This window comes from Klebsiella sp. KPN54798 (assembly GCF_021184225.1).
Classification (GTDB): domain Bacteria; phylum Pseudomonadota; class Gammaproteobacteria; order Enterobacterales; family Enterobacteriaceae; genus Klebsiella; species Klebsiella pneumoniae.
The window spans coordinates 2272688-2284968 of sequence record NZ_CP089234.1 but is presented as its reverse complement, the minus strand read 5'-3'; the positions used below and the strand labels follow the sequence as shown (position 1 = coordinate 2284968).

Sequence of the window (12281 nt, the reverse complement as noted above, 5' to 3'; positions counted from 1 at the left end):
ATTTACTCCTTAAGCCCGTGCGAGGAAATTGAGCACCAGCTGATTAAAACTGTCGGCATGTTCCCACTGCGCCCAGTGGCCGCAGTCGCGGTAAATATGCAGTTCCGAACCGGCGATCCCGGCGAGCAGGCGCAACCCGGCGTCCATCGGCACGAAGCGGTCATTGCGTCCCCAGACGATCAGAGTTGGCGCGCTGATTTCGCCCAGCCGCGGGCCAAAGTCAGGAAACTGCTTCGGGTTGGCTTCCAGGCTCTTGACGAAGTTGTCCAGATGGTCGCAGCGCGACAGCATATTGTTGAGACGCGCCTCGAACAGCGCCTCGGTGAGGTCGCGGGTGTCGAAGACGAAGATGCTCATCATCTTTTTGAGGTTTTCAATGGTCGGCTCGCGGTACAGGGCGTTCAGCAGCTTGATGCCCTCGGTCGGCATCGGCGTGAACAGGCTCATGCCGCCGGTCCCCCCGCCCATCAGCACCAGCTTAGCCACCCGCTCCGGCCAGCTCAGGGTGAAGGCCACCGCGCTATGGCCGCCCATCGAGTTGCCCAGCAGATGGACTTTATCGATCCCCAGCTGATCGACCACGCTTTTCAGAATGCGGGCGTTGAGATCCGAACGCGAGCCGCTGTTGACGATAGCATCGCTTTTGCCCCACCCCGGACAGTCGAGGAGCAGCACGCGATAGCCCGCCTCGACCAGCGGGTCAATATTGCGGCTGAAGTTGGCCCAGCCGGTGGCCCCCGGCCCGGAGCCGTGCAGCATGACCACGGTCTCTTTCCCGTCGCCGCAGTCATTGATATGGATACGCAGCGTGCGGCCCCCCTCGTCGACATTGAGGAATCGGCTGGTGGCGGCTTCAGTTTGCGGTTGATAGCTCATGTTAGTCTCCCGGTTAATCAAATCTCGGTGGTGGCGCTCAGCGAGCCGAATCCGGCGATCCACTCGGGGATCGGCCGGTAATAGCGGCCTTCACTGCGCCAGCGGCCAAAAGCGGATAGCGCGGCAAAAGCGGCCACCCAGGTCTTAATTTCGTGCGTCGATTTGCCGGCCATCGCCGACAGCTCGTCATTGCCGATCGCGTCCAGTTCGCTCAGCCGCCCCTGCTCCAGCAGGCTCATAAAGCGGTTGTCCCAGACCGGGTTGAGGGGATGGAGCGAGTGCGGGTCTTCGGTAAACCGTCGGGCGGCATTGATCACCCGCTGTTGGCGCCGTTCGCGTTCGTCCGGCGGCAGCTGTTTTCCGCCGCCGAGCAGGCGATCGCGCAGATGGGCGTCGGCCTTCGCCAGCTCCGGCACCGGCGGCTGGTGCGAGAGTCCGCCCGAGCCGAGGATCAGCACCCGCTTATTGAGGGTGTTGAGGAAGCGGCCCATCGCCTCGCCCAGCAGCCGGGTGCGTTGAAAACCCGGCAGCGGCGCGGCGACGCCGTTAATAAACACCGGCAGCACCGGTACGCGGTCCAGGCCACCCAGCAGAAACTCCAGCGGCTGGGCGAAGCCGTGGTCCACCTGCATGTTGTACGACACCGCCAGGTCGATACCGCTGTTGATCACGGCGTGGGCGCAGGCTTCCGCCAGCTCGGTCGGCACCGGCAGGTCGCCGGCGGCGCTGGCGAAGTCGCCGATGGCGGTGGCGCCGACGCCGAGGCAGAACGGCGGCATCACGTCATAGAAAAAACCGTTGTAGTGATCGGGAGCGAAGAGCACTACCAGCTCGGGATCGAATTCAGCGATCCGCCGCCGGGCGTCGGCAATCACCCGGTTCACTTCATCAAGGACCGCCTGCTCCGGGTCTACGAATCCCACCAGCGGGGTGTGGGAGAGACAGTGCAAATAGGCATGCATATCAGGCCACCTTCTCTTCAGCGTGGGCGGTATCCCCGGTTGCGAGGGCCATTTTTTCCGCCAGAGCGGTCAGCTGCGCGCCGAGGGTTTGCGGGATGGCGAGAGCGGCGACAAAGCGGTCCGGCCTGACCACGGCGATGGCGGTGTTATGCAGTGCAAACCAGCTTTTGAGGCGGTTTTGCGTATCGCCCACCCGCAGCGTGCCGGGGGCGTTATCCTGCTCGCGATGGATCTGCACCTCGGGCACCACCTGGATAAAGCGCACGCCAATCGCGCGCCAGCGGGCGATCTGCCCGGCGTCGAGCCCCCACTGCGGGTTGCAGCCCCAGCCGATAATGGCGAAATTCGCCCCGATAACCTCGTCGAGCAGCACGCTCTCGCCGCTCTCCAGCGTCACCTGCGGTTGAATAAACATTTTGCCCACCGGCGAGGTCTTGCCGGCGCCGTCGGTCAGCAGCGCCCCCTCGCGGTACTGCGGCATCGGCTTAAAGCGCATCTCGAGGAAGTAGCGTTTCACCGGCGGCAGGTAATTTAGCAGCCAGGAGAGACCGTCGCGCACGGCCCCCTGCCAGCGCTTCGGCGGCGCCAGCACGTAGCCGGCGGTGACCGACAGATCAATCATCGCTTTCGCGTGGTCGCGGCGCTCCTGCTGGTAGCTGTCGAGCAGCGTCTCTCCCGCTTTACCGTTGACCACCAGCGCCAGCTTCCACGCCAGGTTGAAGGCGTCGCGCATGCCGCTGTTATATCCCTGCCCCTGCCAGACCGGCATGATGTGCGCCGCATCGCCGGCCAGCAGCACGCGGTCGATGCGAAAGCGCTCGGCAAGGCGGGCGTTATGCGTATAGACCCGCTGGCGGATCAGCTCGACGCGGTCCGGGTCCGGCAGCACTTTGCTCAGCAGACGGCGCATATTGTGCGGCTCGCTGAGCTGGGCTTCGGTTTCTCCGGGCATCACCATAAATTCAAAGCGGCGCACGCCGTGGGGCAGCGCGGCGGAAACGTAGGGTCGCACCGGGTCGCAGCACAGGTAAACGTGCGGGGTGGCCAGCGGGTCGTTAGCGATATCGATGACGATCCACTGATTCGGCGCGGTTTTACCTTCGAAGGGGATGTTCAGCGTACGGCGAATAAAGCTGGCGCCGCCGTCGCAGGCCACCAGCCAGTCCGCGCGCACCGTCTCCCGTTCGCCGTCCGGTCCTTTAAGATTTAACGTGACACTGTCACCGGTCTGGCTAAAGGCTTCCACTTCGCGGGAGAAGAGGCAGCGGACCTGCGGGAAACGCTGCAGACCGTGATACATCACCGCATCGACCTGCGGCTGAATGAAGGCGTTGCGCCGCGACCAGCCAAACTCATCGGTCATCGGCTGGATATCGGCAAAGCAGCGGCCTTTTGGGGTGAGAAAACGCATGGCGTGCCACGGCGTGGTATGCGGCAGCACGTCATTCACCAGCCCCACCGCCTGCATCGCCCGCAGGGATTCATCGTCAATGCCGATGGCCCGCGGGTAATCGATCAGTGTGGCGAGCTTTTCCACCACCAGCACGCTGATGCCCATCTGGCCAAGGTAGTTGGCCATCATCAGACCAACCGGACCGGCGCCAACGATGGCGACCTGAGCGGTATGCTGCACGGCGGGTTGAATATCGGGTGTAGATGTTGTCATTCTCAGCGACCTCACGACTCGGAAACTGCCCGGCTGACAGGCAATTTGTTAATCATGTGTAAACGTATTTTTATAATGGGCTGAGTATAGGGCGGGGGTTTTCGGCTACAATCAAAACATCATCGAATGTGCACCAGGTGCACAACACTGTTTTTAAATCATTTTAATGGAGGATTTATGCGTGACGATGAGTCCGCAGCGTACAAAACGGTGCGCGGATTAAGCCGGGGTTTATTGTTATTAAAATTGTTAAATAAATTCGACGGCGGCGCGACGCCGGGCCTGCTGGCGGAGTTTAGCGGCCTGCATCGCACCACCGTGCGCCGGCTGCTGGAGACGCTACAGGAGGAGGGTTTTGTCCGCCGCAGCCGCTCCGATGACAGCTTCCGGTTGACCATTAACGTCCGCCAGCTGAGCGATGGATTTCGTGACGAACATTGGATTTCTGCCCTCGCCACGCCGCTGCTCGGCGAGCTGCTGCGCGAGGTGCAGTGGCCAACGGACATCACCACCCTCGACGTCGACGCCATGGTGGTGCGCGAGACTACCCACCGCTTCAGCCGACTGTCGTTTCACCGCGCGATGGTCGGACGGCGGCTGCCGCTGCTGCTCACCGCCTCCGGACTGACGTGGCTGGCCTTTGCCCCCGACGCGGAACGCGACGCCATCGTCAGCATGCTGGCCGCCCGTCCGGAAGCTGAGTATCAGCTGGCCCGCGAACCGGAACGGCTGGCGGCGATCCTCGCCCGCACCCGCCAGAACGGCTATGGCGAAAACTTCCGCGGCTGGCGGCAGGAGGAGAAAATCGCCTCGATCGCCGTGCCGGTCTGCAGTCAGCAGCGGGTTATCGGCTGCCTGAACCTGGTCTATATCGCCAGCGCAATGACCATTGAGCAGGCGGCGCAGAAGCATCTCCCTGCGCTGCAGAGGGTGGCGAGACAGATAGAAGCCCGCATGGAGGATGAAGAAGTGTGGTACGAAATGCCTTGATCGCGATGAGGGTAACCGCGATCAACCATTGCGCCCGGCTTCGTTATATAATTTAATACACAACGAATTTTCACGCCATTCGGGCCACACCATGTCAAAACACCCCTTACTGCTGGGCCTGACGCTACTCAGCGCCAGCCTGTTCACCGGCCAGGCCTTCGCCGACCGCACCGTCACCGACCAGCTGGGTCGCCAGGTCACCCTCCCCGACCACGTCACCCGCGTTGTGGTTCTGCAGCATCAGACGCTCAACCTGCTGGTACAACTGCATGCCGCCGAGGATATCGTCGGCGTCTTAAGCAGCTGGAAGAAACAGCTCGGGCCGCAGTTCGCCCGCTTTATGCCCGAGATCGGGCAACTGGCGACCCCGGGCGATCTCACCCAGGTCAATATTGAAAGCCTGCTGGCGCTGCGTCCGCAGGTGGTTTTCGTCGCCAACTATGCGCCGCCGGCAATGATCGCGCAGATCCAACAGGCCGGGATCCCGGTGGTGGCCATCTCGCTGCGTCACGATGCCGCCGGGGAAAAAAATAAAATGAACCCCACCATGGCTGACGAAGAGCAGGCCTATAACGCCGGGCTGATGGAGGGGATCCGCCTTATCGGCGAGGTGGTCGAACGCCAGCCCGAGGCCGAGGCGCTGATTCACTACACCTTCGAGGCGCGCAAGCAAGCCAATGCGCCGGTGGCCGATATTCCCCAGAACCAGCGGGTGCGGGTGTACATGGCCAACCCCGATCTGAATACCTATGGCGCTGGCAAATACACCGGGCTGATGATGGCGCACGCCGGGGCGCTGAACGTGGCGGCCGCCAGCGTAAAAGGCGCCCGCCAGGTGTCGCTGGAGCAGGTGCTGGAGTGGAATCCACAGGTGATCTTCGTCCAGGACCGTTATCCGCAGGTGGTCAAACAGATAGAGAACGACCCGCAGTGGCAGGCGATCGATGCGGTGAAACATCACCGCGTGTGGCTGATGCCGGAGTATGCCAAAGCCTGGGGTTACCCGATGCCGGAGGCCCTGGCGCTGGGCGAGCTGTGGATGGCGAAAAAACTCTATCCTGCGCGCTACCAGAGCATCGATGTGGACAGTAAAGCCAGGGATTATTATCAGCGTTTTTACCGCGTGGCGTGGATGCCAGATGCCCGCTAACTCTCAGCCCTGGCTGGTGCAGGGAAGCCTGGCGCTGGCGACCCTGGCGATCGCGGTCGCCTCGCTCTGTTTCGGCCAGTACCCGTTAAGCCTGAGCGCCGTTGGCCACACCCTGGTCCATCTGCCGCCAGGAGAAGGGGTGATCGGGCAGATCGTCTGGTCGGTTCGCCTGCCGCGCGTGGTGATGGCCCTGCTGGCCGGGGGCGCGCTGGGGCTGTGCGGCGCCACCTTGCAGGGCGTGTTCCAGAACCCGCTGGTGGACCCGCACATCATCGGGGTGACCGCCGGCTCCGCCTTTGGCGGCACGCTGGCGATCCTGTTGGGCGTCGGCAGTCTGCTGATGATGGCCTCGACCTTTTTCTTCGGCCTCGTCGCGCTGGGGCTGATTTACGCCCTCGCCGCCCTGCAGGGGCGGGACAGCACGCTGGGGCTGATTCTGTCCGGGATCATTCTCAGCGGCTTCTTCGCCGCGCTGGTCAGCCTGATGCAGTACCTCGCCGACAGCGAAGAGACGTTACCGAACATCGTTTTCTGGCTGCTCGGCAGCTTCGCGACCGCCAGCTGGCATAAGGTACTGCTTATGTCCCTGCCCCTGGCGGTGGCTGCCGGGGCGCTGTGGAAGCTGCGCTGGCGTATCAACCTGCTGGCCCTGGAGGAGCGCGATGCCCGCAGTCTTGGCGTTCCGGTGGCCGCGCTGCGTCGCGGCGTGCTGGTTTGCTGCGCTGTGCTGGTGGCAGCCCAGGTGGCGGTCAGCGGCAGCATCGCCTGGATGGGTCTGGTGGTCCCGCACCTCGCCCGTCTGCTGGTAGGGGCTGACCATCGTCGCCTGCTGCCCACCGCCTTCTGGCTCGGCGCCGCGCTGATGCTGGTGGTGGACGATCTGGCGCGTACGCTGACCCAGGCGGAGATCCCGATCGGGATCATCACCGCCCTGCTCGGGGCGCCGCTGTTTACCGTGTTGCTGGTGCAATCCCGACGCCGGAGTACGACCCGATGAACAGCTCATTATCGCTGCAAGCGCTACGCTACGGCCACCGTCAGCCGCTCTTCGCCCCGCTCACGCTGGCCTGCCGGCCCGGTGAGATCTGGGCGGTGCTGGGCGCCAATGGCCGGGGAAAAAGTACCCTGCTGGATACCCTGACCGGCGTGTTGCCGCCGCTGGGCGGCGAGATGCAGTGCGAGGGCGGCGTGGCCCTGGTTCCGCAGTCGTTTCGTCCCGCTTTTCGCTGGCGCGTGAGCGATGTGGTGCTGATGGGCCGGGCCCGTCACGTGGATCTCTTTGCCCAGCCGGACGAGGAGGATGCCCGGCGGGTTGAGCAGGCGCTGGCGCAGCTGGGGATTGCCGCCCTGGCCGAAGATGACTTCGGCGCCCTCTCCGGCGGCCAGCAGCAGCTGGTGTTGATTGCCCGCGCGCTGGTCAGCGCCAGCCAGAATATCCTGCTGGATGAGCCCTGCTCGGCGCTGGACCTTGGTAACCAGCAGGTGGTATTGCAGCTGATCGGCGACCTCGCCCACCGCCAGGCGCGCACCGTCCTGTTCACCACCCATGATCCCAACCACGCCCTACAGGTGGCCAGCCATACGCTGCTTCTGCTGCCGGAGGGCCGGTGGCTGGCGGGTGAGACCGCCGACGTACTGAGCGAAACGCATCTCCGGCAAGCGTACGGCCTGCCGGTACGCCTGATCCGCCATGCCGCCTCCGCGTTCCCTCTGCTGGCGCCGGGGTTTACGCTGCGTCGCTGAACGGCATAAAACCCGCCTGCCGGAGATACCCCTGGCCAACGTCGTCGAGGATAAAGCGATACAGGGCCAGCGCGGCGGGATCGGCCCTGAGACGCGCCAGCTGGTAATCGCAGCGAATATTCCACGGCGCCGGGATGGTCAGGGTACGCAGATCGTCGCAGGTGGCCAGCGCGGGGCCATAGTGCGCATAGCCGATAAACAGATCCGCCAGATTCTGGCGAATAAGCCACGCGCCGGCTATCTCTCCCGGCGGCACGCTCAGTGAGTCTCTGCCGCCGACCAGCTGCTGCGCCCGCCCGGCCATCGCGTTGCCCAACCCTGGATAGCGTGCCTCAATTCGGGCGAACAGCTGCCAGGTATAATCTCCCGACGGATCGCAGCCCGGCGTGGAGGTCGCCAACCGCAGGCGGGGCGTGCTGAGCAGCGCCAGCCAGTCCAGGCCATCATTGTCCGGTGAGCGCCGGGCGGTCAGCATCAGCTGGTTGCCGGCAAATCCCTGGCATTCCTGCGCCAGACCCGCCTGCAGCAGCGCCTGCGGGTGCGCCGCATTGGCGGAAGCAAAAACCGCGCACGGTGCCCCGGCTTCGATCCGCTCGCGCAGCAGGCCGGCAGGGCCAAACTGCGCATCGACCGCCAGGCCAGTGTGCTGCCGAAAGTGCGCCACCAGCGGCAGGAAGGCGCTTCTCAGGCTTCCCGCCGCCAGCAGCGTGAGAGTGGTGTTTGCCATAGGATATCGCTATAAACCGGATAATATAACGCTATATTACCCGGTTTGCCGTCGCGTCAGTAGCGAATTTCTGCCAGGGTCCGCAGCTGCTCGGGGGTGGCTACCGGTAGGTCAAAAAAGCGCAGATAGGCAGGGATCATTTCAAACAGCATGTCGGTCCCGCGCTGGATGTGGCACTGTCGTGCCTGAGCGGCCCTCAGCAGCGGGGTGTACTCCTGAGTCATGACGACTTCCCCCACCCAGGCGCCTGGCGCCAGACGGTCAACGTCCAGCGGCAGCGGATCGCTGGCCTTCATCCCCAGCGGGGTGGCATTGACCACCAGCTCGTGTCCGGCAGGATCGGGCTGCATCAGGGTGATATCGAGCTGCGGATAGTGCTGATGCAGCCGCCCGGCGAGGGCGTGCGCCACCTCGGGCCGGGTATCGTACAGGGTCAGGGCGCTGACCCCCGCCGCCGCGAGGGAGGCGGCGATAGCCGATCCCACCCCGCCGCTGCCAACCACCAGCGCCCGCGTCCCCTGCGGGTTAAACCCTTTACGACGCAGGCCCAGCACAAATCCCTCGCCATCGAACATGTCTCCGCTCAGGCTACCGTCAGCCTCGCGGCGGATGGCATTGCAGGCGCCAGCGATGGCCGCCGTCGGGCTCAGGCGCTGCACCAGATCGCAGGTAGCGATTTTATGCGGCATCGTCACCAGCGCGCCGATGATGTTGGTCATCGTAAACAGCGGCGGAATAAACGCGGCGTAGTCCTCCGGCCTGACCCCCATCGGCACCACCTTCACGTCCACCTGCTGGTCAACGAACCACGGGTTGTAGATCATCGGCGCCTTAAAACTGGCGGTCGGATAGCCAAGGTGCGCTATCAGCCGCGTATGCCCACTAATCACCATGCCTTGCTCCTTTGCTTACTGCGATAACTCGATACGTTTGACGTCGCCGAGGATAAACAGATAGGCCACCACGCCCAGCAGCGCGGCGCCGCCGATGTAGATCAAGGCGTAGAAGAAATTGCCGAACCCGGCAACGATAAAGCCGATCACCAGCGGGGTGAGGATCCCCGCGAGGTTGGCGCAGAAGTTAAACAGGCCGCCGGTCAGACCGCCCAGCCCCTTCGGGGCGATATCGGAGATCAGCGTCCAGCCGAGACCCACCATCCCCTGGCCAAAAAAGGCAAACGACATCACCAGGATCACCGCCAGGTCGCTCTCCAGCCAGTTGGCGGTAATGATGCAGCTGGCCATCAGCAGACCGGCGACGATCGGCAGCTTACGACCGAGGTTGGCCGACCCGGTGGCCTTGAGCAGTTTGTCGGAGAGCCAGCCGCCAAACATCACCCCGCCGGCGGCGGCGACAAACGGCAGGATGGAGAAGAAGCCAACCTTCAGCCAGGGCATATGCCGCTCGGTGGCCAGCCAGGTGGGGAACCAGGTGAGAAAAAACACCAGCACGGTATTGCCGGCAAACTGGCCGATGCTGGCGCCGATGATCTGCCGTTTGCTCAGCAGCTGGCGGACCAGCGGCCAGCTGAACGCCACCTGCTGGTCGGTCGGGGCGCTGAGGCCGCCGCCGTTTTCGATATGCTCGCGCTCCTGCTGGCTAAGGCGCGGATCTTCATGCGGTTCGCGGTAGCAGCGCCACCACACCAGGGCAAACAGAATGCCGACGGCGCCAACGCTGACGAACAGCACCCGCCAGCCGAAACCGTCCATGATCCAGAACAGCAGCGGCGCAAAGCAGGCCAGCCCGAGATACTCCCCCACGGTGTACACCGCCGTGGCCTTCGCCCGCTCCTGCTGTGGGAACCAGGCGCTGACCACCCGGCTGTTGACCGGAAAGCACGGCGCTTCGCTAATGCCGAGCCCGAAGCGGCACAGCAGCAGCGTCTTCAGCCCCACCGCCATGCCGTGGAACAGGGTAAACAGCGACCACAGGGTCAGTGACAAAAAGTAGGTCACTTTGTTGCCAAAGCGGTCGAGAAACAATCCGCCGGGGATCTGCGCCAGAGCATAGGTCCAGGCGAAGGCGGAGAAGAGGATTCCCATGATCGCCGGGTCGATCCCCAGCTCAGCGGTGAGCTTTGGGGCGGCGATCCCCAGTACGGTGCGATCGAGATAGTTGATCATGGTGCCAATGGCCAACAGCGCAAGAATGCCGATACGCCGCCGGGAGCGGCGCACGGTGACGGCTGGCTGGGCGGCAGCCGTCGGGTTAGGGCTATATGAGCTCATAGTCGGTTCCTGTCTCGGGTACAGAGGGTGTTGTTATTGTGTTTAACGCATAATGAACCATTTGATTCAGGCTAACAATACTGCATCGCCGCCAGACGGACGGCCGCATTCGCTGCGCCATAGAGCGCATAGCCAGCCCGGCGCTCGGTTAACTCAAAGAAAAAGCGGCCGGCGGTAAACGGCCGGGTGTAAAGATGCAGGAAATCTCCCCCCTGCGGATCGCGGTCATAGAGGAGCTGCTGGCGCTGAAGCTGCCCGACGTCCAGCTCGCCGCCAAAGCGCGCCAGCAGATCGTCATAATAATTGGCCGGGATCGGCAGCGTATGGCGGGCAACCTCGGCAAGCTGGTCGCAGGCGGCCGGCAGATCGCGGCAGGCAAAGGCGGCATGCTGCAGCCCCGCCCCCTGGTAGCAGGCGACGGAGCGGGCGATCTGCGTCGCCCGGCTCTGCGAAATATTCAGCGCCAGACGGATATCGCCCTGCGGGCTGCGCACCGCCAGGCTGCGCACCAGTCCATACGGGTCCGGCAGCGTCTGCTCATGCTCAAGGGAAAAACCAAACACCGTACGGAAGAACATCACCCAGTTATCGCGGCTGTCGGCCTCCATTCCCAGCGCCAGATGATCGATACCGAGATAATCCTCGCGCACCGTCACGCCATCACGCAGATGAAAATCGCGCTCGTAGATAGCCTCCCCGGCGTCGATGAGATAGATAAGGCTGCCGTCGGGGGCGCAGATCGCCGGGATCGGCGTTTCGTTCGGCCCGGCGTCGCCCTGCCAGGTGGCATACCCCAGCGCGCGGGCGCGGGCGACAAGCGACGCGCTGTGCTCGACCCGCAGCGCCATCGCGCAGAGCGATACCCCGTGGCGTTGATAAAAATGGTCGGCCCAGCTGTGCGGCTGATGGTTGATGACGATCCGCGCCCCGCCGTTGCGCCACAGCGTCACCTGTCTGGAGCGGTGGCTTCCCTCGTGCTGAAAACCCAGCGCCTGCAGATGTTGCCCCAGGCGCTGCGCCTCGGCGGCGCTGGCGGCGAATTCGATAAACTCCAGTCCCTGGTAGACCGGCAGCGGCGGCGGTGAAAACAGATCGGCATCGCACGTCGGGAGCCGACGGCGGGTTTGCTCCTCCAGCCACAGCAGCGAACGATAACCATCTTTGGCCGTCGCGCCGTTCGGCGAGGCGCGAAAACCGTCATTAAAGATCTCCAGCGACCAGGGGCCGCGGTAGCCACAGCGGGTGATCTGCTCGGCAAACGCCTCCAGCGGCAGCTCCCCCTGTCCGGGAAAGCAGCGGAAGTGGCGGCTCCACTCCAGCAAATCCATTTTCATATACGGCGCATCGGCGAGCTGTACAAAGGTGATTTTCTCCACCGGCACCGACGGTAGCGCGTCCAGCGTGTCGCCGCGGGCCAGAATATGGAAGCTGTCGAGCACCAGGCCCAACGCCGGGCTGTCCACCCGCCGCACCCGCTCCCAGGCCTGCTGCCAGCGGTTCACATGGGTTCCCCAGGCCAGGGCCTCATAGCCGATAGCGATCCCCTCCTCTTCCGCCAGCGTGGCCAGCGCCCGCAGGTCCGCGACCTGCAATTCGCTATCCGCCGAGCAGTCCGGCTGTACATTGCTGCACAACAGCAGCGTCTCGCAGCCCAGCTCGCGCATCAGAGCAAACTTGCGCCGAGCGCGGGCCATATTCGCCGCAAACTGCGCCCGACTGGCGCCTTCAAAATCGCGAAAGGGTTGAAAAAGCGTGATTTTTAACCCTAAATCGGCGGCAAGCTGGCGGATTTCCGCCGGCGTCCCCGTATAATAGAGCAGATCGTTCTCGAAAATTTCCACCCCCTGATACCCCGCCGCCGCAATAGCGTGCAGCTTCTCAGGCAGGGTGCCGGAAATCGAAACGGTGGCGATAGAGCGCAGCATAAGGTCCTCGG

Annotated in this window: 11 protein-coding genes; 4 read left to right on the top strand and 7 right to left on the bottom strand. The window is 63.7% G+C overall.

What is annotated here, in order from left to right; genetic code table 11:
* Nucleotides 1-9: 9 nt before the first annotated feature.
* Genes mhpC through LPQ25_RS10935 form a run of 3 tightly spaced genes read right to left on the bottom strand, consistent with a single transcriptional unit; the run spans nucleotide 10 to nucleotide 3504 of the window.
* A complete protein-coding gene (gene mhpC / locus LPQ25_RS10945) occupies nucleotides 10-876 on the bottom strand; it encodes a 2-hydroxy-6-oxonona-2,4-dienedioate hydrolase (RefSeq protein WP_041168955.1) in 867 nt (288 codons plus the stop codon).
* 17 nt (nucleotides 877-893) lie between these two features.
* The gene (gene mhpB / locus LPQ25_RS10940) at nucleotides 894-1838 is read right to left on the bottom strand and encodes a 2,3-dihydroxyphenylpropionate/2,3-dihydroxicinnamic acid 1,2-dioxygenase (RefSeq protein WP_014907415.1); all 945 of its coding nucleotides are present in this window, start codon (nucleotides 1836-1838) and stop codon (nucleotides 894-896) included.
* Between the two features lies 1 nt (nucleotide 1839).
* Nucleotides 1840-3504 carry a bifunctional 3-(3-hydroxy-phenyl)propionate/3-hydroxycinnamic acid hydroxylase gene (locus LPQ25_RS10935; RefSeq protein WP_014907414.1) on the bottom strand — a complete coding sequence of 555 codons (1665 nt, stop codon included), beginning with the start codon at nucleotides 3502-3504 and terminating at the stop codon, nucleotides 1840-1842.
* A 177-nt stretch (nucleotides 3505-3681) separates the two neighbouring features.
* Here LPQ25_RS10935 and LPQ25_RS10930 point away from each other — a divergent pair, with 177 nt between their 5' ends.
* The 4 genes from LPQ25_RS10930 to LPQ25_RS10915 all read left to right on the top strand — a co-directional run bounded on the left by LPQ25_RS10930 (nucleotide 3682) and on the right by LPQ25_RS10915 (nucleotide 7387).
* Nucleotides 3682-4494, top strand: a complete 813-nt coding sequence (locus LPQ25_RS10930) for a DNA-binding transcriptional regulator (protein WP_004175672.1) — start codon at nucleotides 3682-3684, stop codon at nucleotides 4492-4494.
* A 91-nt stretch (nucleotides 4495-4585) separates the two neighbouring features.
* Complete coding sequence (locus LPQ25_RS10925) at nucleotides 4586-5644, top strand: ABC transporter substrate-binding protein (RefSeq protein WP_002908743.1); 1059 nt, start codon at nucleotides 4586-4588, stop codon at nucleotides 5642-5644.
* On the top strand, nucleotides 5634-6641 hold the full coding sequence (locus LPQ25_RS10920; RefSeq protein WP_004151840.1) for a FecCD family ABC transporter permease: 1008 nt from the start codon (nucleotides 5634-5636) through the stop codon (nucleotides 6639-6641). The genes LPQ25_RS10925 and LPQ25_RS10920 overlap by 11 nt, the downstream gene beginning before the upstream one ends.
* Nucleotides 6638-7387, top strand: coding sequence for an ABC transporter ATP-binding protein (locus tag LPQ25_RS10915; protein WP_004151841.1), 750 nt, complete (start codon nucleotides 6638-6640; stop codon nucleotides 7385-7387). Before LPQ25_RS10920 ends, LPQ25_RS10915 begins: the two co-directional genes overlap by 4 nt.
* Here the strand turns inward: LPQ25_RS10915 and LPQ25_RS10910 are convergent.
* The 4 genes from LPQ25_RS10910 to LPQ25_RS10895 all read right to left on the bottom strand — a co-directional run bounded on the left by LPQ25_RS10910 (nucleotide 7371) and on the right by LPQ25_RS10895 (nucleotide 12270).
* Nucleotides 7371-8114 carry a substrate-binding domain-containing protein gene (locus LPQ25_RS10910; RefSeq protein ID WP_014907413.1) on the bottom strand — a complete coding sequence of 248 codons (744 nt, stop codon included), beginning with the start codon at nucleotides 8112-8114 and terminating at the stop codon, nucleotides 7371-7373. The two genes, LPQ25_RS10915 and LPQ25_RS10910, sit on opposite strands and share 17 nt — an antisense overlap.
* Nucleotides 8115-8170: 56 nt before the next feature.
* Nucleotides 8171-9007, bottom strand: a complete 837-nt coding sequence (locus tag LPQ25_RS10905; RefSeq protein ID WP_004189497.1) for a shikimate dehydrogenase family protein — start codon at nucleotides 9005-9007, stop codon at nucleotides 8171-8173.
* Nucleotides 9008-9022: 15 nt separating this feature from the next.
* On the bottom strand, nucleotides 9023-10345 hold the full coding sequence (locus LPQ25_RS10900) for an MFS transporter (protein ID WP_004148701.1): 1323 nt from the start codon (nucleotides 10343-10345) through the stop codon (nucleotides 9023-9025).
* A 71-nt stretch (nucleotides 10346-10416) separates the two neighbouring features.
* Nucleotides 10417-12270, bottom strand: a complete 1854-nt coding sequence (locus tag LPQ25_RS10895; protein WP_014907412.1) for a bifunctional sugar phosphate isomerase/epimerase/4-hydroxyphenylpyruvate dioxygenase family protein — start codon at nucleotides 12268-12270, stop codon at nucleotides 10417-10419.
* Nucleotides 12271-12281: the final 11 nt, after the last annotated feature.

What these genes read in the sequence shown, in the direction of transcription:
- mhpC (WP_041168955.1), bottom strand. Translation starts at nt 876, where the DNA reads ATGAGCTATCAACCGCAAACTGAAGCCGCCACCAGCCGATTCCTCAAT.
- mhpB (WP_014907415.1), bottom strand. Translation starts at nt 1,838, where the DNA reads ATGCATGCCTATTTGCACTGTCTCTCCCACACCCCGCTGGTGGGATTC.
- LPQ25_RS10935 (WP_014907414.1), bottom strand. Translation starts at nt 3,504, where the DNA reads ATGACAACATCTACACCCGATATTCAACCCGCCGTGCAGCATACCGCT.
- LPQ25_RS10930 (WP_004175672.1), top strand. Translation starts at nt 3,682, where the DNA reads ATGCGTGACGATGAGTCCGCAGCGTACAAAACGGTGCGCGGATTAAGC.
- LPQ25_RS10925 (WP_002908743.1), top strand. Translation starts at nt 4,586, where the DNA reads ATGTCAAAACACCCCTTACTGCTGGGCCTGACGCTACTCAGCGCCAGC.
- LPQ25_RS10920 (WP_004151840.1), top strand. Translation starts at nt 5,634, where the DNA reads ATGCCCGCTAACTCTCAGCCCTGGCTGGTGCAGGGAAGCCTGGCGCTG.
- LPQ25_RS10915 (WP_004151841.1), top strand. Translation starts at nt 6,638, where the DNA reads ATGAACAGCTCATTATCGCTGCAAGCGCTACGCTACGGCCACCGTCAG.
- LPQ25_RS10910 (WP_014907413.1), bottom strand. Translation starts at nt 8,114, where the DNA reads ATGGCAAACACCACTCTCACGCTGCTGGCGGCGGGAAGCCTGAGAAGC.
- LPQ25_RS10905 (WP_004189497.1), bottom strand. Translation starts at nt 9,007, where the DNA reads ATGGTGATTAGTGGGCATACGCGGCTGATAGCGCACCTTGGCTATCCG.
- LPQ25_RS10900 (WP_004148701.1), bottom strand. Translation starts at nt 10,345, where the DNA reads ATGAGCTCATATAGCCCTAACCCGACGGCTGCCGCCCAGCCAGCCGTC.
- LPQ25_RS10895 (WP_014907412.1), bottom strand. Translation starts at nt 12,270, where the DNA reads ATGCTGCGCTCTATCGCCACCGTTTCGATTTCCGGCACCCTGCCTGAG.